Source organism: Dyadobacter sp. CY343 (genome assembly GCF_021390335.1).
In the GTDB taxonomy this organism is placed as follows: domain Bacteria; phylum Bacteroidota; class Bacteroidia; order Cytophagales; family Spirosomataceae; genus Dyadobacter.
Map to the genome: position 1 here is coordinate 174584 of NZ_JAJUXK010000006.1, position 23765 is coordinate 198348.

Annotated in this window: 23 protein-coding genes; 9 read left to right on the forward strand and 14 right to left on the reverse strand. The window is 43.4% G+C overall.

Translation table 11 applies throughout. The features are described from left to right. Nucleotides 1–16: 16 nt before the first annotated feature. On the reverse strand, nucleotides 17–1924 hold the full coding sequence (locus tag LZG94_RS20560) for an ABC-F family ATP-binding cassette domain-containing protein (protein WP_233793658.1): 1908 nt from the start codon (nucleotides 1922–1924) through the stop codon (nucleotides 17–19). A 139-nt stretch (nucleotides 1925–2063) separates the two neighbouring features. On the opposite strand from LZG94_RS20560, the gene LZG94_RS20565 reads away from it, so the two are divergent. The 3 genes from LZG94_RS20565 (at nucleotide 2064) to LZG94_RS20575 (ending at nucleotide 4761) form a co-directional block, all read left to right on the forward strand. Further along, on the forward strand, nucleotides 2064–3050 hold the full coding sequence (locus LZG94_RS20565; RefSeq protein ID WP_233793659.1) for a formylglycine-generating enzyme family protein: 987 nt from the start codon (nucleotides 2064–2066) through the stop codon (nucleotides 3048–3050). Between the two features lie 29 nt (nucleotides 3051–3079). Then, nucleotides 3080–4423 (forward strand): Gfo/Idh/MocA family protein, encoded by a 1344-nt coding sequence (locus LZG94_RS20570; protein WP_233793660.1) that lies wholly within the window; start codon nucleotides 3080–3082, stop codon nucleotides 4421–4423. A 107-nt stretch (nucleotides 4424–4530) separates the two neighbouring features. Then, entirely contained in the window at nucleotides 4531–4761 is a 231-nt protein-coding gene (locus tag LZG94_RS20575) for a hypothetical protein (protein WP_233793661.1), read from the forward strand. Nucleotides 4762–4766: 5 nt separating this feature from the next. On the opposite strand, the gene aroC is transcribed toward LZG94_RS20575, so the two are convergent. Both aroC and LZG94_RS20585 read right to left on the reverse strand, forming a co-directional pair. Next, entirely contained in the window at nucleotides 4767–5846 is a 1080-nt protein-coding gene (gene aroC, locus LZG94_RS20580; protein ID WP_233793662.1) for a chorismate synthase, read from the reverse strand. A gap of 4 nt (nucleotides 5847–5850) precedes the next feature. Continuing rightward, the gene (locus LZG94_RS20585) at nucleotides 5851–7152 is read right to left on the reverse strand and encodes a BatD family protein (protein ID WP_233793663.1); all 1302 of its coding nucleotides are present in this window, start codon (nucleotides 7150–7152) and stop codon (nucleotides 5851–5853) included. A gap of 183 nt (nucleotides 7153–7335) precedes the next feature. On the opposite strand from LZG94_RS20585, the gene LZG94_RS20590 reads away from it, so the two are divergent. Next, nucleotides 7336–7539 (forward strand): hypothetical protein, encoded by a 204-nt coding sequence (locus LZG94_RS20590; RefSeq protein ID WP_229254738.1) that lies wholly within the window; start codon nucleotides 7336–7338, stop codon nucleotides 7537–7539. A gap of 170 nt (nucleotides 7540–7709) precedes the next feature. Here LZG94_RS20590 and LZG94_RS20595 read toward each other — a convergent pair whose 3' ends face one another. The 6 genes from LZG94_RS20595 to LZG94_RS20620 all read right to left on the reverse strand — a co-directional run bounded on the left by LZG94_RS20595 (nucleotide 7710) and on the right by LZG94_RS20620 (nucleotide 13722). Continuing rightward, nucleotides 7710–9473 carry a tetratricopeptide repeat protein gene (locus LZG94_RS20595; protein ID WP_233793664.1) on the reverse strand — a complete coding sequence of 588 codons (1764 nt, stop codon included), beginning with the start codon at nucleotides 9471–9473 and terminating at the stop codon, nucleotides 7710–7712. Between the two features lie 76 nt (nucleotides 9474–9549). After that, nucleotides 9550–10506: a substrate-binding domain-containing protein gene (locus LZG94_RS20600; RefSeq protein ID WP_233793665.1), complete on the reverse strand. Its 957-nt coding sequence runs from the start codon at nucleotides 10504–10506 to the stop codon at nucleotides 9550–9552. Between the two features lie 221 nt (nucleotides 10507–10727). Continuing rightward, nucleotides 10728–11552: an energy transducer TonB gene (locus LZG94_RS20605; RefSeq protein ID WP_215234991.1), complete on the reverse strand. Its 825-nt coding sequence runs from the start codon at nucleotides 11550–11552 to the stop codon at nucleotides 10728–10730. 31 nt (nucleotides 11553–11583) lie between these two features. Continuing rightward, nucleotides 11584–12165, reverse strand: coding sequence for a biopolymer transporter ExbD (locus tag LZG94_RS20610; protein WP_215234992.1), 582 nt, complete (start codon nucleotides 12163–12165; stop codon nucleotides 11584–11586). A 38-nt stretch (nucleotides 12166–12203) separates the two neighbouring features. After that, a complete protein-coding gene (locus LZG94_RS20615) occupies nucleotides 12204–12818 on the reverse strand; it encodes a biopolymer transporter ExbD (RefSeq protein ID WP_215234993.1) in 615 nt (204 codons plus the stop codon). Between the two features lie 64 nt (nucleotides 12819–12882). Beyond that, nucleotides 12883–13722 (reverse strand): MotA/TolQ/ExbB proton channel family protein, encoded by an 840-nt coding sequence (locus tag LZG94_RS20620; RefSeq protein WP_215234994.1) that lies wholly within the window; start codon nucleotides 13720–13722, stop codon nucleotides 12883–12885. Between the two features lie 624 nt (nucleotides 13723–14346). Here LZG94_RS20620 and gatC point away from each other — a divergent pair. Continuing rightward, the gene (gatC, locus tag LZG94_RS20625) at nucleotides 14347–14634 is read left to right on the forward strand and encodes an Asp-tRNA(Asn)/Glu-tRNA(Gln) amidotransferase subunit GatC (RefSeq protein WP_233793666.1); all 288 of its coding nucleotides are present in this window, start codon (nucleotides 14347–14349) and stop codon (nucleotides 14632–14634) included. A 12-nt stretch (nucleotides 14635–14646) separates the two neighbouring features. Here the strand turns inward: gatC and LZG94_RS20630 are convergent, their stop codons facing one another. The 3 genes from LZG94_RS20630 to ruvX are packed head-to-tail and all read right to left on the reverse strand — an operon-like array spanning nucleotide 14647 to nucleotide 16513. After that, a complete protein-coding gene (locus tag LZG94_RS20630) occupies nucleotides 14647–15438 on the reverse strand; it encodes an amidohydrolase (protein ID WP_233793667.1) in 792 nt (263 codons plus the stop codon). A 36-nt stretch (nucleotides 15439–15474) separates the two neighbouring features. Then, nucleotides 15475–16059, reverse strand: a complete 585-nt coding sequence (gene def / locus LZG94_RS20635; protein WP_215234997.1) for a peptide deformylase — start codon at nucleotides 16057–16059, stop codon at nucleotides 15475–15477. 22 nt (nucleotides 16060–16081) lie between these two features. Beyond that, nucleotides 16082–16513, reverse strand: a complete 432-nt coding sequence (gene ruvX / locus LZG94_RS20640; protein WP_215234998.1) for a Holliday junction resolvase RuvX — start codon at nucleotides 16511–16513, stop codon at nucleotides 16082–16084. Nucleotides 16514–16628: 115 nt separating this feature from the next. Between ruvX and recJ the strand changes: the two genes are divergently transcribed. Both recJ and lptB read left to right on the forward strand, forming a co-directional pair. Next, nucleotides 16629–18341: a single-stranded-DNA-specific exonuclease RecJ gene (recJ, locus tag LZG94_RS20645; protein WP_233793668.1), complete on the forward strand. Its 1713-nt coding sequence runs from the start codon at nucleotides 16629–16631 to the stop codon at nucleotides 18339–18341. 30 nt (nucleotides 18342–18371) lie between these two features. Next, nucleotides 18372–19103 carry an LPS export ABC transporter ATP-binding protein gene (gene lptB / locus LZG94_RS20650; protein ID WP_215235000.1) on the forward strand — a complete coding sequence of 244 codons (732 nt, stop codon included), beginning with the start codon at nucleotides 18372–18374 and terminating at the stop codon, nucleotides 19101–19103. 344 nt (nucleotides 19104–19447) lie between these two features. Here lptB and LZG94_RS20655 read toward each other — a convergent pair whose 3' ends face one another. Together LZG94_RS20655 and recO are read right to left on the reverse strand one after the other, a co-directional pair. Then, the gene (locus tag LZG94_RS20655) at nucleotides 19448–20152 is read right to left on the reverse strand and encodes a hypothetical protein (protein ID WP_233793669.1); all 705 of its coding nucleotides are present in this window, start codon (nucleotides 20150–20152) and stop codon (nucleotides 19448–19450) included. Nucleotides 20153–20221: 69 nt separating this feature from the next. Further along, nucleotides 20222–20917 carry a DNA repair protein RecO gene (gene recO / locus LZG94_RS20660; RefSeq protein WP_233793670.1) on the reverse strand — a complete coding sequence of 232 codons (696 nt, stop codon included), beginning with the start codon at nucleotides 20915–20917 and terminating at the stop codon, nucleotides 20222–20224. Nucleotides 20918–21214: 297 nt separating this feature from the next. Between recO and LZG94_RS20665 the strand changes: the two genes are divergently transcribed. Together LZG94_RS20665 and LZG94_RS20670 are read left to right on the forward strand one after the other, a co-directional pair. Continuing rightward, a complete protein-coding gene (locus LZG94_RS20665) occupies nucleotides 21215–23107 on the forward strand; it encodes an amidophosphoribosyltransferase (RefSeq protein ID WP_233793671.1) in 1893 nt (630 codons plus the stop codon). 104 nt (nucleotides 23108–23211) lie between these two features. Then, a complete protein-coding gene (locus tag LZG94_RS20670) occupies nucleotides 23212–23727 on the forward strand; it encodes a DUF6265 family protein (RefSeq protein ID WP_215235004.1) in 516 nt (171 codons plus the stop codon). Nucleotides 23728–23765: the final 38 nt, after the last annotated feature.

Sequence of the window (23765 nt, forward strand, 5' to 3'; positions counted from 1 at the left end):
ACATTACCGGCCAAATCTAAGCATTTTCCGATAGCTCAAGCCAGCGCATTTCCTTCTCCGCCTGGCCATCTGTAAGCTGCTCAATTTCCTTTGACCAACTTGCCAGCTCGTCGTGCGTTCCGCCGCTATTCAATTTTTTTACCAAAACCGCCTTCCTTTCTTCCATTTTTGCGATATCAGCTTCCAGCTGCTCCATTTCTTTCTGCTCCTTATAGCTCAGCTTTTTCTTTGCCGGCGCATTTGCGGTTTGAACAACAGGTGCAGCTACTTTTTCAGCCACCGGAGCCGGGGCAGTATTTACAGGTAATTTATTAGCCACTGATGAACTGGTTTTCTTATCAGATTCCTGTTCATCCTGGTAATCGCGCAGCTCTGTATAGTTTCCTGGGAAATCGCTGATCTTACCTTCACCTTCAAAAACAAAAATGTGCTCTACCAGCCTGTCGAGGAAGTACCTGTCGTGGGAAACGATGATCAGACAGCCTGGAAAATTCATCAGGAAATCTTCCAATACATTCAAGCTCGCAATATCAAGATCGTTGGTCGGTTCATCGAGGATCAGGAAGTTGGGTTGTTTGATGAGGATCAGAAGCAATTGCAACCGCCGTTTCTCCCCACCGCTCAGCTTGGAAATGAAATCATATTGTTTGGAAGGCGAGAACAGAAATGCTTCGAGCAATTTGCCTACCGTCACTGTTTCGCCGGTTCCAAGCTGCACGACTTCGGCCACATCTTTTACAATATCTATAACCCGCTGGTTCTCATTAAATGCGAGGTCAGTCTGCTTGTAGTAACCAAACTGCACGGTTTCACCTTTTACGATCTGGCCTTTATCAGGAGGTAATTCGCCGGTAATCATATTCAGCAGCGTGGATTTGCCCATTCCATTCTTACCCACGATCCCGATCCGGTCACCTTTTCTGAATGTATATTCAAAATCGTCGATCAGCTGGCGCTCGCCAAAACCTTTGCTCACGTGTTCCAGCTCAATAATTTTACTGCCTAATCTGGACGTACGAACATTCAGTTCCAATTTGGTATCAAACTTCTTCTGGCTTGCTTTCTCTTTCAGTTCTTCAAAAGCATCGACGCGGTATTTCGCCTTCGTTCCCCTTGCTTTGGGCTGTCTTCTGATCCAGTCCAGTTCCTTTCGCATTAAATTTCTGGCTTTGTCAATGCCGGCCGCTTCCAGTTCTTCCCGCTCTGCCTTTTTTTCCAGAAAATACGAATAGTTACCCTTATAAGAATAGGCAGAACCGTGATCGAGTTCGAGTACCTGGTTACAGACCGTATCTAGAAAGTACCTGTCGTGCGTCACTACCAGTAATGTGGTATTGGAGGTATTCAGATAATTTTCCAGCCACTCCACCGTATCGAGGTCCAAATGGTTGGTCGGCTCATCGAGGATCAGCAGGTCGGGATCTTCCAGAAGTACCTTCGCCATCGCGACCCGTTTTTTCTGTCCACCAGAAAGTGTCCCAAACGCGTTATCCGTATGGTGAATACCTAATCTGCCCAAAACCTCTTTCGTCCGGTATTCAAAATCCCAAGCATTGTACTTGTCCATATCTTCCATTACCTCGGCAAGCTCGTCGTGGTTATCCGTTTCGATCGCGTGTTCGTAACGTTTCACAACCTGGGCTACGGGGTTATTAGAAGAAAAAATGACTTCCAGCACCGGCAGACTTTCGTCAAATGCAGGGCTCTGGTCCAGATAACCAATGCGGATATCTTTCCTGAAACCAACTTCGCCTTCGTCAGGCGGCATTTTTCCTGTAAGTATGTTCAGGAATGTAGTTTTCCCGGTTCCGTTCGTTCCGATCAGAGCCACTTTGTCTCCCCTGCTAATACCAAAACTGATGTTCCTGAATAACCATTTGTCACCAAATGATTTTGCTATGTTTTCTGCTGAAAGGTAATTCATAATGAATGCTAAAATTCGAAGTCTGCAAAGTTAGGACAGATATCAAACAACTTAGAAAAAATTCGTTTTCATTGGGTAAATAGGCTAATATTGCCACTTATATTCAGTTAGATGGTACCAACCGACCCGTTTTATTATTATGTCTAAACAATCTCTTTTCTTACTCTCAACGCTTCTTTTTTGTTTTAATGCGCTTGCCCAGGATGCAAACTTCAAAAATTACACACAAAAAATTGGTGGCAGTCCCCAAATCTATGAAATGGTCGCTATTCCGGGCGGCGAATTTATGATGGGCAGCCCCGCCGCAGAAAAAGGCCGCAGGGCCGATGAAGGTCCACAGCACAAAGTAAAAATCGAACCATTCTGGATGGGGAAAACCGAAGTGATCTGGGACATTTACGATCTGTATTCTTTTAAAAATATGGAAAAGGAAATGGCAGCCCGCCACCCTGATCCTGACAAATCAGTTCAAAAAACGGATGCGAGCACGCGCCCAAGCCCGCCTTACGTAGATATGTCCTTCGGAATGGGAAGAGCCGGCTATCCTGCGATCAATATGACGCAATATGCTGCTATCCATTTTTGTAAATGGCTTTATGAAAAAACCGGGATCTTCTATCGTTTGCCGACAGAAGCAGAATGGGAATATGCGGCCCGGGCCGGTTCTAAAACAGCCTATTCTTTTGGAGACGACGCTTCTAAACTGGGTGAATATGCCTGGTTCCGTGGCAATAGTGACGCTGCTTACAAAAAGATCGGACAGAAAAAACCAAACGCATTTGGACTTCACGATATGCATGGAAATGTAATGGAGTGGACCCTAGACCAATATATTCCTGACTATTATGCTAAAAAGCCTGCTGGTGAAAAATTTGCGCCCGTAACCGAGCTTTACCCGAATTCAGTTAGAGGCGGATCCTGGGATGACGAGCCGACTGATTTGAGAAGTGCTGCGCGAATCCCTTCAAAAGCAGACTGGAAAATACTTGATCCGCAATTGCCGAAAAGCGAATGGTGGCTCACAAGTGCGTCTTTCGTTGGATTCAGGGTTGTAAGACCTTTGAAAACACCTTCACCGGAAGAAATCAAGGCTTATTACAGCCCTGCACTGATTGAAGACTATTGATCAACTTAAAACTCTTAATCTCTTAAAGAATGGAACAAAACCGACGTAATTTCTTGAAAGCATCTGGCCTCTTCGCGGGCGGTGCGCTATTGAATCCCCTCACAGGATATGGTTTCAATAGTTCTGTAAACGAAACAATCAAAGTCGCGCTGATAGGTTGCGGAGGAAGAGGTTCCGGTGCTGCTGCGCAGGCATTGAGTACTTCTCAAAATGTACAGATTGTAGCAATGGCGGACGCATTCAAAGATCGCCTGGATGATGCTTACAAGAATTTGACTTCAAAAAAATACAAGGACGCAACTGGAAAGATCGTTGACACGAAATTGAAGATCGATGTTCCTGAGGATCGCAAATTTGTCGGTTTTGATGCATTCAAAAAAGCAATTGCGCTGAAAGACGTTGACGTAGTTATACTTGCTACTCCTCCGGGTTTCAGACCTTTACACTTTGAGGAGGCTGTGAAAAACGATAAGCATATTTTTATGGAAAAACCGGTAGCAACTGACGCTCCCGGAATTCGTAAAGTGCTTGAAATAGCGGAAGAAGCGAAAAAGAAGAAATTGAACGTGGTAGTCGGTCTGCAAAGACACTACCAGGCGAATTATATCGAGGCGATCAAAAGGATCCACGACGGCGCGATTGGCGATGTAGTAGGCGGCCAGGTATATTGGGTAGGAAGCAGCCCCTGGATGAAGGAGCGCAAGCCTAACCAAACGGAAATGGAATACCAAATGAGAAACTGGTATTACTTCAACTGGTTGTGCGGAGATCACATTTCTGAGCAGCACGTACACAATATCGACGTTGCAAACTGGGTTAAAAGAGCTTATCCGGTAGAAATTCAAGGAACAGGCGGTCGCCAGGTGCGTACTGGTAAAGCTTATGGTGAGATTTACGATCACCATACTTTGGACCTTATTTATGCTGACGGAACTGTTATTTCAAGCCAGTGCCGCCAGTTCGAAGGAACGTGGAACCGGGTTGATGAGGCATTTGTAGGAACAAAAGGCCGCATTGACAGCTTTGAAGGAAACAAGGCAGTTTTGAAAGACTACAAAGGAGGCGTTATTTATCAACACGATGGTAAAGCTGACAAAAACCCTTATCAGGTAGAGCACGACGAACTATTCGCCGCTATTGCAAAAGGGGAATACAAATTTGCGGACGCTGAAAACGGAGCAAAAAGTACGATGACTGCAATTATGGGACGTATGGCAACTTATTCCGGTAAAATGGTTACCTGGAAAGAAGCACTTAACTCCGATATTAACCTGTTCCCTGATAAACTTGCATGGGACGCTTCGCCGAAAATCCTTCCAGGCGCAGATGGTCTGTATCCTGTGGCTGTACCAGGAAAAAGCCAGGTTATCTAAGACTAATTATTTTAATAAGAAACAAAAAATGGCTCCTCGCGAGCCATTTTTTGTTTCTTAACTATTTAAATATCAATCAATCTTTCTATATTAGATAATAGATCTCCATGCTGGTTTTTAATGTCGAACGAAACATATTGCTGGTGAAGCTTAGTCTCACAAATGCCGGACTTATTTTGCTCGCCGGGATGCTGGTTGTGTTAACCGGCGCGTTCTTACATTCTTCAAAGGCTGAAATGAGTAACCCCGTAATCCTCGGCGGACTTGCCATTGAATTTATCGGTACGATCTGGCTGGTATTAAGTTTGAATCAGCGTCGCAAAAGGCACCGGTTATAACAATGTTATATTTTGCTCGATTTATTCCGAAGATAGAAATCAGCCAACACTAATGCAGCCATCGCTTCTACAATCGGCACAGCTCTTGGTACAACGCACGGATCGTGCCTTCCCTTTCCCTGAACCACCACAATATTCCCATCCTGGTCCAGACTCTCCTGATCCTGCATGATAGTCGCAACCGGCTTGAATGCGACATTGAAATAAATATCCTGACCATTTGAAATCCCACCCTGCACCCCGCCGGAATGATTGGTACGGGTACGAACAGCACCGGTTTCATCGGTATAGAATGCATCATTATGCTCGGAGCCGAGCAAATTCACTCCTTCAAAGCCGCTACCATATTCAAACCCTTTGACAGCATTAATACTTAGCATTGCTTTTCCCAATTCTGCATGCAGCTTGTCGAAAACCGGTTCTCCCAGACCTACCGGCGTACTGGTAATCACACAGCTCACAACCCCACCTACGGAGTCGCCCGATTTCCTGACGCTGTCAATGTAATCGAACATCTGTTCAGCCATTTCAGGATCAGGGCAACGAACTGCATTCTCTTCCGCTTTGCGGAGGTCCAGCTCCTGGTAGGGTTTTCCCAATTTCATCCCGCCAACCTGCGACACATACCCGGTAATTTCAATACCGATTTTCCTAAGTAACAATTTAGCCACAGCACCCGCCGCAACCCGCGCCGCAGTTTCACGGGCGGAACTCCGGCCACCTCCGCGATAATCTCTTACGCCATATTTCTCCTGGTATGTAAAATCGGCGTGTGACGGGCGGTATTGCGTTGCAATGTGAGAATAGTCCTTGCTGCGCTGATCTTCGTTTCTAATGATCAAAGCGATGGGTGTACCGGTTGTTTTTCCTTCGAATACACCCGACATTACCTCATATTCATCAGCTTCTTTGCGCTGCGTGGTAATCCTCGATTGCCCGGGCTTGCGTCTTGTGAGTTCACTCTGAATGAAATCAGCGTCAAATTCGAGCCCGGCTGGGCAACCCTCAATTATAACTCCGATACCCACTCCGTGCGATTCGCCGAAGGTCGATATCTTAAAAATCTTTCCGTAAGTGCTTCCCATCAGTTTACTTTCTAAATACCCAAATCAGCGTGATCAACAATACAATCACAACTGCATTCGTAATTTCTCTTAATATCTTTTTGTAATCGAAACCTCTTTTACTGCTGTCGAGGTTCTCGATATTATCGTACAGGCCGGAAGATCCGGTTAATGACAAATTAGCCAGCTTATAATCTTCTCCTTTTACTTCCAGCGACTTTTCCGACCGCAACGTGTCGTATGCTGCCTTCTGCGAATTGAAAAACACCCATTGAAAATATCTTCCAAGCGGAAAAGTACCATCTTTCCGGGGCACAACAAAGTAGTCAAAAGTCTTTTCTCCCGTTACGTTCTGGTAACTTCGCTTTATAATCTGACTGACTTCCGGCGGATATATATCAAAATTCGAATTTCCCTGCACTGCGGGAGCTGGAATAGCCGCAATATTTCCGATTCCCTCGACCTTAAACATATAACGGATGCTTTCCCCGGGATATACCAGTGTCGACGAAAGCGTTTCTCTCAGTGTATATTGCCCAACTGCTACCTGATCCCGGAGTGGATGTTCAGGCAGTTGCTTTACATTCACGATCATCGCCTTGGAGCGGAAAGTCCTGACCACCTTCTTTTCAACATTCACTGCGGCCGAGTTATCAGTTACTAACATATCCAGCTTGATACTGGGAAACACAATATTCTCAGTCGTAATAGGAAATAGCCTGGCCTGGTACATGTTGTACTCGGTGTAGTTTTTCCCTTTTATTTTGATTTTTCTTTTAACAATTTCCTCAATTCCTACATTCTCCTCCCAGCAATTCGCAGGACGCAAGGTTTTCAGGATGGATTGGAGCTGGATATTAAACCTGTAAAATTCCATCTCAACAGGCGCATTTTCTGCTATATAAAGCGAAATGCGCAGCGCAAACCCCTCCCTGATAAATACAGTTTTCTTGTCAGTCAGAACAGAAAGAAATACTGCTTCGTTTATAGATTGAAAGTCGTTCCCCTGCGCTTCAAGTGACGCCTCTCTCTGAGTGATTGTAGCAGCTTCGCCAAGTGCAAATACGGCCATGGTTTCCGCAGAGTGGAGACCATGCCCATTTACAGTGATTGTGAATTCAGGAATCAGATAGTTGCCGGGCTTTGAAGCGTAATATTCCTGCGTGATAGTCTGGATGACCACTTTCTTCCCGTCTACCGTACTTATTGAGCTGGTAGCAGATTTGCTACGCTTTTCCAGGTCTTTTATCTCCGGAAACAAAACAGCAGGCCGGTTTTCAGCATCTCTTAAAACTACGGAAATCGTAAAAGGTTGGTCGATTGACAAATTTTTCGGGCCAAGCTCAATTGTTGCAGATTCATTTAAACCCTGGCAAAAAGCGATACCAGAATAACACAAAAAAATATACAATAACGCATATAATTTCATTAATATAATTCGTTATCTTTAATAGCAATTGCTACGTCCGGTCATTGATTGACCTTCCCTAAACCAAAATTACGTAATGATATGGCCTCGATGCTTGAATACATAAAAATTATTCTGCAAAAAGTTAGCTTCGATCGAAGACTATTTGAAAAAGAATTGAGAAAGGCGATTCGCATGTTAATGCCATTTGAGGTAAAACGTTTGAAACAATGGTGCTACGATAACTACGCAACAATGCATTTACCAGTTCTCAATACTTGTTTCTCACGAGTGGCTCCTATATAGGACAGCTGATTGTTATTTGTTATTAATTAAGCTAATATCTACACTCCTCATTAACGAAAGTTGGTGGGGAGTTTTCTTTTGTGAGGTATCAATTGGTAGACTTAGCATTGGTATAAACAACAATAGCCACCCGGAAACTCCAGGCGGCTATTTGTTGCTATATTGAATTATTACTTCTTCTTAGGAGCCGGCGCTTTCGCTTTTCCGGTAGTAGCTGCTGGCTGAGCCGCCGGCGTTGCTACCGCAAGGCCCAACGCTTCTTTCGCCGCAACATTATCCGGGTCTACCGCGAGAAGCTTTTCCCAGTAAGTCTTAGCTTTCGCCGGATCATTCAACGTAGTCTGGCTGTAAAATGCCAGGTAGCTGTATGCAAGTTTCAGGTAAGACTTGAATTTTGAAGGATCTGGATCTTTCTCAACAAGCTCAGTCAACTTTTGATAGTAAGGTGCAGAAATACCCTTATCTACGTTTTCTTGTCTATCGTAAGCATTATACAACGAGCTCGCTCTCCAGTAGTAACCGTAAGGCCAGTCTGGCAGCTTTTGCGTCACTGTCGCAAATATCGAATCCGCTTTCAGATACAGGCTCCTTTTATCCATCGCGATTTTAGCACTGTCAGCAAAGTTCGAATCTGCTGCGGTCGGCACGATGAAGCTGGAAGCATATTGGAAGTTGGAAAGACCATTGTAGTAATAGTCATTTGCGCTTGCTTTTGCAGTATCCAAAGCTATTCCTTTTGCAAATGCAGTAGCTGCATTAGGGAAATCTTTGGCGGCAAAATAAAGTGCTCCTACTTCCTTGTAAGTTGTTGCGGCCTCAGTTTTGCTGGTATCCATATCAGCACCTTTCAACATGTAAAGCACACCGGTTGAATCGTAGCCTTTCTCGCCACCTGCTTTCTGATTGTAAGCGCGACCAAGATACTTGTAGTCATCTCCGATCAGTTTGTCAGGAGCAACTTTCATAAACTCGTTCAGGTTTTCAATCGCTTTGTCTGGATCATTTTGTTTGAAATATGACCAGCCATACATACGCAATGTGATCGGGTTATTGATTTTCCCTTTGATCTCGTCAAGCAGCTGCAATGATTTTGTATAATCGTCAGCTGTAAATGCAAACTGAGCTGCACGCAATTTCATTTCAGGATCAGTAGTCCCGCTTTTTTGAATAAACAAATCGAAGTTTTCAGCAGCTTGCTTGTACTTCTGAGCGAAGAAATAAAGCTCAGCTAAGTCTTTATATGCAGGAGCAAAATTAGCGTCAGCCTCAATTGCTTTCTTATAATTTTCAAGAGCCAGGTTATAGTTCTTTCCACGAAGGTAGATCTGACCAATGCGATTGTGCGCTACTGCATAATTTGGTTTTGCTGTCAAAGCATATTCATAAGCAGTTACAGCATTTCCACCCTCATTACGAAGCATTAAAGCATCACCTTTTGCAATATAAGCGTCAGCCAGATTTTTATCTCTTTTTACCGCTTCATCCAAAAGTCTGATCGCTTCGGCAGGATCATTATTCTTTTCGAACAGCGTGTAAGCTTCACCTATACGATAAAGAACTTCCGCGTCTTTCTTTTTCTTCTTTTCAGCTTCGTCAAATAGCTCTTTCGCCTTCGCTCTGTCACCTTTGCCCAGCGCTACTGCTCCTTGACCTACTTTATTCAGATATGATTTATCATCTACCTGCAAACCTTTATCAAACGCAACTTGCGCTGAATCCAACTGGTTGGTTTTAAGATAATAATAACCAAGATAAAACTGGTTATCACCAGACGGTGTGCCTTGAGCAAGCTTTTTAAACAACGCGCCTGCTTCATTGTAACGTTCTCCGTGTATCAATGCCAAGCCATCCTGAACCGTTTGCGCCTTTAAATTCACAAACGCGAATAATCCAAATACCAGTGCAACTAATTTCAATCTCATGTTTCTGTTCATTTTTTACCCGGTTAAAATAGTGATAAAAAATTTGGCTTTTTCAATAACAAATCCAAATCTATTACAATTGTTTACTCTAAAAGTTCTTGCCAGTAGTGACTTCCAGCTCTCTGGGATAAGGTATTGTCGGTAATAATCCCATTTTCTGAATAATCAATCCGCCAACGTCCCGCGCAATATAAGTCATCAACCCACCTCCCAAACCTGAATATCCCTCCCTGCTAATTATATATAAGTCTCGGAACAAGGGATACCTTTTAAATTCCAATCCACTCTGAAATGGCTGTATATAATCCGATAGCGAATCCGGGTTTACTTTCTTTGCAACTCCCATTACATGAATTCCTTTGGAGAGTTCCTCGGAGGCCAGCGAATGACCATCGCTTATCCAGTTAACCCCAATAAATCCAAGATGCAAAGGATCTTTTCGCACATCTTCAATTACCTTTTCATTAGAACCTGCTGAAATTATCCTCAGTTTGCTAATATCTTTCACCTTGAATTTGTCCAGAATGTAATTCAGGTTGCTCGCATTTGCATTATCAAATACAAGCGTAATAAGCCCTCTCTGATTTCCACCTTTCAGTTGCGACCAATCCTTAATTCTTCCTTCCAGAATTGCTTGGATTTCAGACATTGTAATCAGACTGTCAGCATTCCCCTTACTTATTACAAGCGCAAGCCCATCTGTAGCAATATGCTGATATTTTTGACTTCCCTTTTGCCTTTTGATTATTTCCAACTCCTTCTCATTGAGCTGTCTGGTCGCAAAGATAATGCGGGCACTGTCGTTGAGAAGTTGTCTGATTGCCTCTTGCTCAGGTTTATAATCAATTTTGAAATGCGTACTCGGATAAATTCCTTCGTAAGCATTCGTTAACGCATTGACCAAAGGTTTGAAAGACTCGTCGGAAGCTATTGTAATGGTACCCTGCCTGGGATTGTCAAGACTTTCACCACCGGAATTGCATTTGGTCAGGACGAAGACACTAATTAATCCGCACGCAAATAGTCCTATTGCCTTCAATCTCATAGATCTTCCTGATTTCTATTTCTCCAAACCCTATACCCTCTATAACCTCCGTACAAAATAAGTATGCCAGCAAACGCATACCTTTCAACACTTCCGATAGGTAACAACCTAAAAGACAAAGAGGAGAGGATCAAAAAGACCCCTCCTCCTATGTATGTCACAGCCATTACCACAGAGGTTAGATCACTGATCTTCTCATGCAATGGTTTCTCCTTCATGAGTTACTCCAGTTGGAAATTGATAGGCAGGTTGTACTTAACACGAACTGCACGTCCTGATTGCTTTCCTGGCTTCCACTTCGGCATTGCTTTCACAACGCGGATAGCTTCTTCATCGCAACCAAAACCAAGTCCTTTCAACACTGACACATCCTGGATACTTCCATCCGTATTAACTACGAATGACATAAAAACCCTTCCGGAAACGTTAGCACGAGAAGCTGCACTAGGATACTTAATGTTTTTGCTTAAGTATTTATACATTTCTGTTGTACCACCTGGAAATTCTGGTTGCTGCTCAACCACCGTAAATACCTTTTCAGGTTCAGGTGCCGCTTCAACAACGGTTCCTTTACTTGGAGCTGCAACAGCTTCCGGTGCTACAATGATCTCATTTGCATTAGGATCACCTTCGATCGTTTTGTCCGCAACAACAGCTTCTTTAATCTCTTCAACTGTTGGAGGTGGAACTTCCTCAGGTACTTCCTCATCCTTTTTAACTTCCGGAGGCAAGAACTTCACTGTGTTCACCTTAGGCTGCTCAACTGGCGGCGGTGGTGGTGGTGGCGGTTCTGCCGGGTCAATTGGCGGCGGTGGTATTTTCATTAAATCCACTTCAACCATCACTTCCTCTACCTCCTCACCCGCTGTCAATTTGTTTATGATTGACGGCGTAAACATTGCAAGAATAAAGAGTACAGCTCCGATTAGAGTAGCCTTCGTAACATCTGCACGATAGCCTTTACGAAGTTCAAATGCACCGTACGCCTTATTACGATCAGCAAACACTATATCATCAAGTGTTGCATTCGGGCCTAGTTCTGCCATGGCGCGTATTGATTGATAGTTAGTTAAATAATTATTGATCTGCTGGAACAATCTTGTCGCCCAATAGTTTCTTTTCCGAATCCGTCAAAGACTCTACCAATGCATACCTTTTTGATTTCGTAATCGCCATTTCATCCAGTACGTCAACCATGTTCTTGTAAGTTGAAACCGGAGTCGGCTTGATCACGACCACAAATGGATCGTTCCCTTTTTCATCTTTTGGATTCGCTGCGTTGATGCGCTTCTGTGAGGCAAAAATCACGCTTCTCAAATCAAATCCGTAACGGACAGTTTTCAAAGATGCTTCTGCTTTATCGTCATCAGCTGCTACTCCATCGAGATAGTAAACATCATCATTACTACCCATAAACAGGGTCAATACTTTTGATGCTTTTAAAGGTTCGGTTTTTTCCTGATCTTCCTTATCAGTCTTATCCGGCACAGCCAGCGACATGGAAGTAGGTTTTGACATGGTTGTTGCTAGCATAAAGAATGTAATTAGCAAAAATCCCAAATCTACCATAGGTGTCATATCCACACGGGTGGACATCTTTTTACCCCGAACCTTACCGTCGCCTTTGCCACCACCACCCGATTCTTCAATTGCTGCCATTTCTTGCTTTAATTAAAAATGATTACTAATAACAACCCTTAATCGTTGGTGTAGCCGGCAGGCGCCTGCTCACTACCTGTGATCAGGTTAAACTTGTTAATGTTCTGAGATTGCAAATTTGACAACACATCCTTGAAAACAGGGAATTTTGACAAATTATCTCCTTTCAGAGCAATACGAAGCTGGCTGTTAGCTTTACGAGCTGCATAAACCCAGTCAGCGAGTTCGCTAGCACCAGTCGAGTCCACCGGAATACCTGGTTGTTTCACATTTGGCATTTGCTCTTTTGACATGTTCAGCCAAGGCTTCAACTGATTCAAAGGAAATCCAAAGCTGCTCTGTAATGCAAATTTAGCTTTCTCAGTTTCAGTGAATGTAATGCCTTTGGATTGACCAATATTTTCAAGCATTGCCGCACGAACAGGTTTCGCATCCACTCCGAAGAACACTTTGCCCGCTTTGTCGATACTAATGACCATGATATCATCATCTGGAACCTTGATTTGCGAAATCGAAGATGGAGTAGTAATCTCAGCATCATTCGACTTAAAAGTCGCGGTCATAATGAAGAAGGTCAATAGTAAGAACGCCACGTCAGTCATCGCCGTCATATCCGTATGCGGGGCGTGCTTCTTAGGTCTTACCTTTGCCATATATCAAATATATAAGTTTTTTTTATATTAACGAAACTTCACTATTAAATAGTTCAAGGACCTATCAATAATGTGCAGCAAAGTTTGACTGAAGGCTCATGCCAATTTCGTCAATGCTGTAAGTAAGGTCGTCAACACGGCTGTTCAAATAAGCGTATGAGATTGTTGCAATCGCAGAAGTACCAATTCCAAGTGCCGTGTTAATAAGGGCCTCAGAGATACCAGTTGCAAGTGCAGCAGAGTCAGGAGAACCAGAAGTACCAAGAGCCGCAAAAGCTTTGATCATACCGATTACCGTTCCAAGAAGTGCAAGAAGTGTAGATGCACCAGCAAGCGTTGCGATAATCGTCAGGTTTTTCTGAAGCATTGGAAGTTCAAGCGTAGTTGCTTCTTCGATCTCTTTCTGAAGAGCGGCCAGCTTTTGTTCTTTGTCAAGTGCAGTTTCGGTAGTTAGTTGTCTGTATTTCAAAAGACCAGCTTTAACTACGTTACCAACAGAACCTTTTTGTCTATCGCATTCTTTAATTGCTTCTTCGATTTGGTTTTTGTCAAGCAGAGTTCTCACTTTACGAACAAATGCATCGATGCTTCCTGAGCCACTCGCTTTGTTCAATGTGATCAAACGCTCGATTGTAAAAGTTAATACGATAAGGAAACAGGTCATCAAAATTGGTACGATAGGACCTCCTTTGTAAACGATTCCATAGTAATCGCCATCTATTGGGCCTTTTGCGTGATCGCCATCTTTAAAGTGCTCGGGAGCTCCTAAAACGAAAATGTAAACGCATAATGCAATCGCAAATAGTAGAGGGATTACCAATGCCGGGTTTAAACCGCCTTTGCCTTTTGTTGCCGCCGCAGCAGGCTTTGGAGCAGGTGCCGGACTTGTAGCTTTCTTTTCCATCAGACTTACTTTTAAAGGTTAAATTGAGATTTTGGTTGTGAATTAAATAAAATTATTGGTAAAAACTGGATTTGGTAAAATAAAATTTCGATTGCCATTTTCAGTTATCGACATCTACAAAAGTATGAGTTTTCCTTTTAAAAAAAAGCAAGCATTTCGTCAGATTTTTTCTTCCTTTTTCGAACTGAGATATTCTAAATTGTATATTTTGAAGATTTGACCGCAAGCAATTTTAGTAAAAATTCTAAGTTTAATACCCATTTGAGCCAAAATATACCGCAGTATCAAACAGTTACAAAATTGTACTCTTTAAGCGAAAGTCAGCCGACATGTTTTTCAAAGTGACAAATAGCGTTTCAAAATATTTCAAGATTAACTCAGAAAAGCAAATAATATTTTCCTCCTACTAAGTGTCTTAGCAACAATTTAAAATATGGAAGCCCGCAAGTGCCCTTCTTTCCACGGATTTTGACAGAAAACAACATTGGGTACCGCTTTGACTTCCTCAACAATCGTCTTCAAAAATTTGAAAGCACGCCCCATAACAAGAGTCGTTTGACAAAAATGAGGTAAATTTGGGTTTCAGCTATGCCGAAGATCTTATCTTAACAAAACCTTAATACAATGAAAATTGACCGGGAAGCGCTTTATAAAGTTGCCCACCTTGCGCGTTTGGAAATCCGCCCTGAAGAGGAGGATGCAATATTGAAAAGTATGGACTCCGTACTGAACTGGATGGATCAGCTGAATGAAATCGATACGGAGGGTGTAGAACCGCTCACACACATATCGGACGAAGTGAACTCCTGGCGTAGTGATAATGCTTCCAATACCCTTTCGAGAACTGAGGCGCTGGCTAATGCTCCTTTGAAAAACGAGCGGTACATTATGGTACCGAAAGTGATTGAATAAATTGGTTGTGTGCTAACCTATTGTAAACTGATCTGAGTCAGCGAGCACGGGAAAGGAAGTACGGTATTCCTTCAAATCTGTTTTTGAGAAACGGGCGATCTTGATTACATCGCTATCGCCCAGCATACAGGCTGGCTCTCCAAGATAATCAAGCGCGGCAGAATCCCCCTGGTATTTCAACCCGTTTCCATCTTCACCTATTCGGTTAACTCCCGCCACATAACATTGATTTTCAATGGCGCGGGCTTTTAATAAAGTATTCCACGCATGGGCACGTTTGGAAGGCCAGTTGGCTACATATATTAACAGGTCATAAGGATCCGAAGCTGCATTTCTGCTCCACACAGGAAATCTGAGATCGTAGCAGATCAGCGGCGTGATTTTCCAACCCTTCCAATTGACCGTGAGCCTCTTCGTTCCTGGCTGAAACGCCAGATGCTCTTTTCCCAGCGTAAATAAGTGCCTTTTGTCACTGTACAAGAAGGTCGAATCGGGTTTCACACACAGAATCCGGTTATAAAAGTGTCCCGCTTCACTAACTGCAAAACTTCCTACAACCAGTGCCTGCGTTTGCGCCGCGATCTGTTTCATCCACTTTGTAGTAGTCAAGTTCATCGGTTCGGCCAGCGCACTATTCATTGTGAAGCCGGTATTGAACATCTCTGGCAGCACGATCACATCAACAGCATCGGCTATGCCTGCAATTTTCTCTTCCAGGGAAGATAAATTAGCTGTTACATCTTCCCAATACAGATCCGACTGGACCAATGCAATTCTCAGAATTTCTGTGCTGTCTTCAGACATTTGTCAAAGCTGAAAGATGTACTATATATATATGTACTATTTGCGATTTGGAAAACGCATTCTGTAATCTGCGTCCACGTTACCTTTCGAAATATCCGTCAATTTCTTTTTAATAAATTGCTTTTTCAGGACTGGCAGGTAATCAACGAAAAGCTTCCCGAGTAAATGGTCATATTCGTGCTGGATGATCCTGGCAGCCATTCCCGAATATTCTTCTTCGTGCTCGTTCCATTCCACATCCCGGTACCTTATCCGAAGGTTCGACGGTCTGTATACATCCCCGCGAATACCTGGAATGCTCAGGCAGCCTTCTTCAAATGGCCACTCGGCACCACTCTCTTCCAGAATCTCGGGATTAATAAAAGTCTTCTTAAAATCGACAAGTGTCAGATCCGGCTCATCGTCTTCGTCGTCGTCTTTTTCGCTGAACGGGGTTGCGTCAACAACAAAAACCCTGATATTCAACCCGATCTGCGGAGCCGCCAATCCGACGCCATTGGCCGAATGCATGGTCGCGAACATATCCTCCGAGAGTTTTTTCAGATCAACCTCATTTTGTTCTATAAAACGGGTTGCTTTTCTTAAAATCGGATCTCCGTAGGCTACAATTGGGTAAATCATTTTATTAAAACTTGAATTGACATTATAAAAACCTCTTGCTATTAGCTCTGCTTTCCATAAAAGATTGCAGGATAATAGTCGCACTGATCTTGTCTATATTCCCTTTTTCTCTCCTGTCACTTTTCTTCGAACCTCCCGAAATCATCGATTGCAGCGCCATTGAAGAAGTAAACCTTTCGTCGTGCGCGTGCACAGGTATTTCAGGAAAATCTTTTTGGAGCAATTTGATGAAAGCGGTAACACGGGCGGCATTCTCACTCGCTGTATTGTCCAGCTTTTTTGGCATACCTATAATGAACGCTTCCAGCTGCTCTTTTTCAGTGTATTTCTTTAAAAAATTCCTGAGCTCGTGGGTGGCAACGGTATCCAGGGCTGTTGCAATGATCTGTAAAGGGTCAGTAACAGCAATGCCGCTGCGTTTAGATCCAAAATCGATTGCAAGTAGTCGCCCCATATCTTAAAGAATGTTAACAGGTTGCAAAGATAAGACCTTTCAACTAGCTTTTCCTGTTGATCTAACGGATAATCGGAATTGAACAGGCGTGACATAATCCAACTATATTTGCCCTATGATTGATAAGCGCTGGATACACCATCCTGAATTTACGCCCGACGAGCAACAGATAGTCGAAGAACTCGCTGAGTCTTTAAAAGTAACTCCTGCTTTGGCTGCGTTGCTTGTCCGCCGCGGCATTCTGGATTTCGAACAATCCCGGAACTTCTTCCGTCCGGACCTGAGCCAGATACACGATCCATTTTTGATGAAAGACATGGATCTGGCGGTTGAGAGGCTGACCAAGGCGATCTCAAATGGTGAGAAAATACTCATTTACGGAGATTACGATGTAGACGGGACTACGTCAGTCGCCCTTTTTTATGGGTTTTTGAAAAAAATATACGCTAATCTCGACTACTATATTCCAGATCGCTATGAAGAAGGTTACGGAGTTTCCTGGCAAAGTATTGATTGGGCGGAGCAACATGGCTTCTCTCTTATAGTAACCCTGGATTGTGGCATAAAGTCTTTGGATAAAGTAGAGCTGGCGGCGACAAAAGGCATTGACTTTATCATTTGTGACCACCACAGGCCAGGAAATATATTGCCTGCGGCAGCGGCTGTGCTGGATCCAAAAAGAGAAGATTGTCCTTATCCTTATAAAGAGCTGACCGGCTGCGGCGTGGGTTTCAAGCTGTTACAGGCATTTTGCATTCAGCATGATATTGATCTTGAATCGCTCTATCAATACCTCGACCTGCTTGTTGTGAGCATTGCTTCGGATATTGTTCCTATTACCGGTGAAAACAGGATACTCGCTTATTATGGTCTGAAAAGGCTGAATGATTCTCCGCGCACTGGGATAAAAGCTTTGATCCAGGTTGCGGGTATAACCGGAACGCTGGATATTACGAATGTAGTTTTTGGATTGGGCCCGCGGATTAATGCGGCAGGCAGGATCAAGCACGCCAAAGAAGCTGTTGCATTGCTGCTTTCCGAAATTGATGAAGAGGCGCAGGAGTTTGCGATGGAAATCAACAAACACAACAGTGAGCGGCGCAATTTCGACACAAGTATCACTGAACAGGCGCTTTTCATGATAGAAAGCGATTCCTGGTCGGCCACCGCGAAGAGTACAGTTTTGTTCAAAGAAGACTGGCACAAAGGCGTGATAGGAATTGTAGCAAGCCGGTGCATTGAAAAATACCACAGACCAACCATTATCCTCACGCAATCTCACGGAAAAGCAGCCGGTTCGGCCAGGTCAGTTCCTGGATTCGATGTGTATGAAGCGATTGAGGAATGTGCAGATTTGCTGGAACAATATGGTGGTCACACATTCGCGGCCGGTCTCACAATGCCGCTGCACAATCTGGAAGCATTTAAGTCGCGTTTCAATGAAATCGTGAGCAGTCGCATTCTACCCGATCAGCTAGTGCCGATGATTAATATCGATTTGCTGCTGCATCTGGAAGAGATCTCACCGAAATTTTACAATATCCTAAGACAAATGGGACCGTTCGGTCCGGGAAATATGACACCGGTATTTGAATCCAGCTACGTTACACTGACCGGCAAGCCTTCCCTGATGAAGGAAAAGCATATCAAATTCGATGTGAGACAGGGTAGTTCGCAGGTTTATACCGCCGTAGGATTTGGTATGGCACATTTTTATCCGGATATCTGTATGGGCAGGCCGTTTTCAATCTGCTATTGCCTGGAAGAAAATAACTTTCGTGACAAAAAAACGTTACAACTCTCTTTGAAAGACATTAAGCTGCACTGAAATGCAGGTCAGCTATTTGAAAAACCGCTCATGATACTCAGAACAGAAAACCTTGTCAAGAAATACGGGGTAAGGTTGGTTAATAATAATGTAAGCTACCAGGTTGAACAAGGTGAAATTGTGGGATTGCTTGGGCCAAACGGAGCCGGGAAAACCACTTCCTTTTATATGGCTGTGGGACTTGTAAAGCCGAATAGCGGGAAAGTTTTTCTGGATGATAAAGATATCACCAATCTGCCGATGTATAAACGGGCGCGATTGGGATTAGGTTACCTCGCGCAGGAAGCCTCGGTGTTCCGGTCGCTAACTGTGGAGGAAAATATCAAGGCGGTTCTGGAAATGACAGATCTTTCCAGAAGCGAACAAAAAAATAAAGTAGAAGAGCTGATCGAAGAATTTCACCTTGCCCATGTTCGGAAAAGTAAGGGTATGGTACTGTCCGGAGGCGAGCGGCGAAGAACTGAGATTGCCCGTGCACTGGCGGTAGATCCCAAGTTCATTCTACTAGACGAACCTTTTGCCGGCGTTGACCCAATCGCCGTTGAGGATATCCAGAGCATTGTGGCCAAGCTGAAACACAAGAATATTGGAATCCTGATCACCGATCACAATGTAAATGAAACGCTTTCTATTACCGATCGCGCCTATCTTTTATTTGAGGGTAAAATCCTGAAACAGGGATCTGCCGAGGAACTGGCAGAAGACGAAGTAGTGCGCCGCGTGTATCTGGGGCAGAATTTCGAGCTAAAAAGAAAGGTATAGCCAAATAGAAAAGGGAACGCTACAAGGCATTCCCTCTCTTATAATTATTCACCATGAACTGTATTACAATTTAATACGGCCCAACTGTCTCATTTCTTCGGGCATTTTTTACAATGCTTTCCTTTCTTTTTGTACTTCTCGCAACACTTTTTGAATACACATTCCGAATTATCAGGAAATGATTTCATCCAAAGATTTCCTTGATCAGAAACCGTATTGCATTCGCTAATTCCAAAAACACTCATTCCGTCGACAGTTAAACCTAAGCAAATGTAATACCTATTTAGAATGATTCAAATGTTTGGAGATATTTGTTTTGAACAAATCTAAATAACAGTGAACTTTTATTTGATTTTCTCCCAAATCTCATGGATCGCTTTCCCGTCGCTGCTCTTTCCGCTGTGATCCCACCGGCCGTTTTCGAGCTTGTGATTAAATGTAAGAGAGGTTCCTACCCGATTGTTATCTTTCGAGAAAAACTGAATATTCTCCGTATACTTTCCGTCTTTTACTGTGTAAGTCCCGCCGCCGGTTGCATAAAATCCTTTCACCGCCGGATCTATCGCAAACCATTGAAAACGGCTTGCTGATAATAATTTTAGGGTTTTCCTTGTGCCTTCCTGGTGAATCTTAACCAGTTCACCCCCTCCCGGCTCTGCGCGCTCGGTAATGTGCCACGCACCCGCCATCGGTGTACTCGCCGCATCATCAACCTGCATCCAAACCATCGCTTCTTCGTACCTCAGGGTTAATATCTTGTCTTTTACCGAAACAGTGAAGACAATAGGAATGCCGATTTTAGCTGTGTCAGCAGAATTGAATTCCGGCGTATAAGTCATTTGATCGCCGCTCATCGTAAAAGGGCCACCTTCCGTGCGCTCGAAGTATTTATTACCTACACTATAGGATGCAATGACCAAATAATTGTCAGCCACGATCAGTGTGGAAGCGCTACCTGTGGGCTCCTGCGATTTCCAGGCACCTTTGGGGACCTGTCCAAACGTAATTAATGAAATTAATAGCAGGGTGGTTGTCAGTATGTATTTCATTTTTGCAGCATTTAAATGTTGGTATATACGTTATCAAAATTATGCCAAGTCTGGTTGCGCCTGCGGCAGCTACCGCATAATTTCCTTTAACACTTCCAGTGATTTGATTTCCCCCAGCCCGTCCATGTGGATTTTGTAAAAGAAAATAAGCTTCTCTAAAATCCTGGTTCTGCGGGTCCTGTCAAGCGGAACAACGCTACCAAATCGGGAAACCAAAAGCTGCCTGGCTGCTTCCAATTCAATAGGATCGACCGTTCGGGGATAATTATTTTCACTCAATTCATTTTCCAGGTCCTCTCCGGTTTCGGTACCAAAGCCGAGGTAAGAAGATAATTGGGAAAGAAATTGAATGTGAAAATTCTCAAAATTGTCTTCTGCCTGATCGAGAAAGAGCACTGAATCCTGTATAAATTGAAACAAAGGTTCATTGCTCTCCTCCTCCCGGAGCGTTTTGCCCAAAATCTCCGTCACAAATAACGCAAGGCTCGACTTGACCACATCGAAAGGTATCGATGCGAACGGCGCGTAACATTTTATTTCCGACAACCTGTGAATGGTATCTTCTTTGCTTTTGTGGTAAACCACCATATCCAGCAGCGTAAGTGGCTGAAAGAAAGCGATTCTGTTCGTTTTCGATTTGGCGCTTCTGACCCCGTTGACGATATAAGTCTGAATCCCGAAAGACTCGGTATATATTTTAGCGATAATGGACGATTCCCGGTAACGAATGTAGCTCAGCGCAATCCCACGGGTTTTATGAAGCATATTGACTCACTTTTTAACCAAAAATACTTATCTTTCTGTTAGATAGATTCTCTGCCGGCGGCAATGAGATTGAAACACAATTTATCCAGCGGCTGTCCCGGAAAATTTATCGGCGTTTCGAAGCGATCAGTGATGGGAGTAAAAATCCACCTGATTTTGAAGTTTTTTGAGCTAAAGGATTTGTACCTTTGTAAGAAATAACGAACTAAACAGCAGTTCAGATTCGTTGTGTTAACATTGAGGTAATACGCTTTGCATAGCTGCAAACATTCATATTTGTAACGCATTTCTCTTCCTATGAGCGACGCCATTAAGCATGAGTGCGGCATAGCACTTATCCGTCTTAGAAAGCCTTATCAATACTACATCGACAAGTACGAAACGCCCATGTACGCAGTACACAAGCTTTCGGTGATGATGGAAAAACAGGTAAACCGGGGGCAAGATGGAGCCGGTGTAGCCAATATTAAAATTGAAGTTCCTCCCGGCAAAAGATACATCAGCCGTTACAGATCCGTTGAGCCACAGCCGCTTACGGATATTTTCTCCAAAATTCATAAGAAGTTTCGCAAAGGTCTTAAGAACCATCGGGACCGTGCTATGGACGCTAAGTGGTTGCAGGAAAATCTTGCATTCACCGGAGAAGTCTGGCTTGGCCACCTTCGCTATGGTACCCATGGAACCAACGAAGTGGAGAACTGCCACCCGATGCTTCGACAGAGCAACTGGAGAAGCCGCAACTTGGTGATGGCGGGTAACTTTAATATGACCAATGTTGACGAACTTTTCGGAAAACTGGTGTCATTAGGTCAACATCCTAAGGAGAAAGTTGATACTGTGACGGTCATGGAGAAAATAGGACATTTTCTGGATGAAGAGAATCAGCGCGTATTCGAACGCTTCAAAGGAGTTTACGAAAATCCGACACTTTCGGACGTTATTGAAGATAATATTGACCTCCAACGTGTATTGTACCGTTCATGCCGTGATTTTGACGGTGGCTATGCAATGTGCGGACTGACAGGATATGGCGCCTCGTTTGTAATTCGTGACCCGGCAGGTATTCGCCCGGCATATTATTATGCTGACGATGAAGTAGTTGTAGTTGCATCCGAGAAACAAGCGATCAAAGCTGCATTCAATGTGGATTATGATCAAATTCTTGAAATTACGCCAGGATCTGCGCTGATCGTTGATAAAAACGGAGAGTACAACGAATTTCCGATTCTGCCGAGACTTGAAAAACGTTCGTGCAGCTTTGAAAGGATCTATTTCTCAAGAGGAACTGACCCGAATATATATTACGAAAGAAAGCAGCTCGGTAAATTATTGATTCCTCAGATCTTGAAGGAAATCGATTACGATCTCGAAAACACCATTTTCTCTTACATTCCAAACACTGCTGAAACCGCATTCCTTGGGATGATCGAAGGTTTGGAAGAATACCTTGCCAAGAAGCGCAAACAGGCTATTATGGAAGGTATCTTGTTCGAGGAGGATCTGGAAAAGGTATTATCTTTCCGGCCAAGGATCGAAAAGTTGGTTACGAAAGATGTAAAATCCCGGACATTCATTACTGCTGACGCATTGCGCGATGATATGGTATCCAGTGTTTACGATACCACTTTTGAGGTGGTGCGTAAAAATGTTGATACTGTCGTGATAATCGATGATTCTATTGTTCGGGGTACCACCCTGGAAAAGAGCATATTGACTATGCTTGACAGGTTAAAACCGAAGAAAATCGTAGTAGCATCATCTGCTCCGCAGATCCGTTTTCCGGATTGCTACGGTATTGATATGTCAAAAATGAAGGATTTTGTGGCTTTCAGAGCGGTTTTGAAGCTTTTGGAAGAGCGGGATCTGGATTATCTATTGGAAGATGTTTATACCAAGAGTGTAACTTCAATAGCGACCAAAAATCCATATCATACCAATTTTGTCAAGGCGCTTTACGAACCTTTTACTGATGAAGAGATTTCACAGAAAATAGCTGAGATCATCCGTCCAAAGGATTTGAATGCAGAAATTTCAGTTGTATTTCAGACCGTCGAGAACTTGCATAAAGCTTGCCCTGAGCATTTGGGTGATTGGTATTTCACTGGAAATTATCCTACCCAAGGTGGAAATAAAGTTGTTAACAAAGCATTTTCCAACTCGTACGAAGGAAAATTGGAACGTGCCTATTAATATTCAGAGTAAAAATTAGAAGATCAGCCGCCCTGTTCCAGGGCGGCTATTTTTTTAAAGACCTGATTCGGCTAACTTGCCGGCTTAAAACTAACCTGTAACCGATGCTACATTTTAACAAAATCCGATCTGTAAAGATCTTTTCATTACTTTTTACATTCCTGCTTCTGGGCGGTGTTTCGAATGCACAAACCGCCACAGGAACCCTCAATGATCTCAATTTCCTGGAAGGTCACTGGCTGGGAACATACAACGGCGGCCCGATCGAAGCTTCGTGGACTGCGCCGGCAGGTGGCAACATTATGGGTTATATTCGTATGATCAAAGACGACAAGCCTGCACTTTACGAGGTTTTCGCATTTGAACAGACAGAAAAAGGTCCGGTTGCGAGGGTTAAGCATTTCAAACCCGGGCTGATTGCCTTGGAAGAAAAAGACGTTTCAGATACTTACAATTTTATTGAAGCAAAAAAGAACCAGGCGCTATTTGAAAAAGATGATATCTCTGTGAGAATTATCTACGAAAGACGCTCTCAGAATCAACTGGTTATACAGAGAGGAAAAATGGAGAACAATAAATGGGTATTTGTAGACCTTTTTGTTTTTAACAGAATCCCTTAATTTTTGCCCGAAAACAAAAAAGAGGCGGCAAGTTGTAT

Coding starts and splice junctions, on each gene's coding strand:
- LZG94_RS20560 (WP_233793658.1), bottom strand. CDS start 1,924: ATGAATTACCTTTCAGCAGAAAACATAGCAAAATCATTTGGTGACAAA.
- LZG94_RS20565 (WP_233793659.1), top strand. CDS start 2,064: ATGTCTAAACAATCTCTTTTCTTACTCTCAACGCTTCTTTTTTGTTTT.
- LZG94_RS20570 (WP_233793660.1), top strand. CDS start 3,080: ATGGAACAAAACCGACGTAATTTCTTGAAAGCATCTGGCCTCTTCGCG.
- LZG94_RS20575 (WP_233793661.1), top strand. CDS start 4,531: ATGCTGGTTTTTAATGTCGAACGAAACATATTGCTGGTGAAGCTTAGT.
- aroC (WP_233793662.1), bottom strand. CDS start 5,846: ATGGGAAGCACTTACGGAAAGATTTTTAAGATATCGACCTTCGGCGAA.
- LZG94_RS20590 (WP_229254738.1), top strand. CDS start 7,336: ATGGCCTCGATGCTTGAATACATAAAAATTATTCTGCAAAAAGTTAGC.
- LZG94_RS20595 (WP_233793664.1), bottom strand. CDS start 9,473: ATGAACAGAAACATGAGATTGAAATTAGTTGCACTGGTATTTGGATTA.
- LZG94_RS20600 (WP_233793665.1), bottom strand. CDS start 10,506: ATGAGATTGAAGGCAATAGGACTATTTGCGTGCGGATTAATTAGTGTC.
- LZG94_RS20605 (WP_215234991.1), bottom strand. CDS start 11,552: ATGGCAGAACTAGGCCCGAATGCAACACTTGATGATATAGTGTTTGCT.
- LZG94_RS20610 (WP_215234992.1), bottom strand. CDS start 12,165: ATGGCAGCAATTGAAGAATCGGGTGGTGGTGGCAAAGGCGACGGTAAG.
- LZG94_RS20615 (WP_215234993.1), bottom strand. CDS start 12,818: ATGGCAAAGGTAAGACCTAAGAAGCACGCCCCGCATACGGATATGACG.
- LZG94_RS20620 (WP_215234994.1), bottom strand. CDS start 13,722: ATGGAAAAGAAAGCTACAAGTCCGGCACCTGCTCCAAAGCCTGCTGCG.
- gatC (WP_233793666.1), top strand. CDS start 14,347: ATGAAAATTGACCGGGAAGCGCTTTATAAAGTTGCCCACCTTGCGCGT.
- LZG94_RS20630 (WP_233793667.1), bottom strand. CDS start 15,438: ATGTCTGAAGACAGCACAGAAATTCTGAGAATTGCATTGGTCCAGTCG.
- def (WP_215234997.1), bottom strand. CDS start 16,059: ATGATTTACCCAATTGTAGCCTACGGAGATCCGATTTTAAGAAAAGCA.
- ruvX (WP_215234998.1), bottom strand. CDS start 16,513: ATGGGGCGACTACTTGCAATCGATTTTGGATCTAAACGCAGCGGCATT.
- recJ (WP_233793668.1), top strand. CDS start 16,629: ATGATTGATAAGCGCTGGATACACCATCCTGAATTTACGCCCGACGAG.
- lptB (WP_215235000.1), top strand. CDS start 18,372: ATGATACTCAGAACAGAAAACCTTGTCAAGAAATACGGGGTAAGGTTG.
- LZG94_RS20655 (WP_233793669.1), bottom strand. CDS start 20,152: ATGAAATACATACTGACAACCACCCTGCTATTAATTTCATTAATTACG.
- recO (WP_233793670.1), bottom strand. CDS start 20,917: ATGCTTCATAAAACCCGTGGGATTGCGCTGAGCTACATTCGTTACCGG.
- LZG94_RS20665 (WP_233793671.1), top strand. CDS start 21,215: ATGAGCGACGCCATTAAGCATGAGTGCGGCATAGCACTTATCCGTCTT.
- LZG94_RS20670 (WP_215235004.1), top strand. CDS start 23,212: ATGCTACATTTTAACAAAATCCGATCTGTAAAGATCTTTTCATTACTT.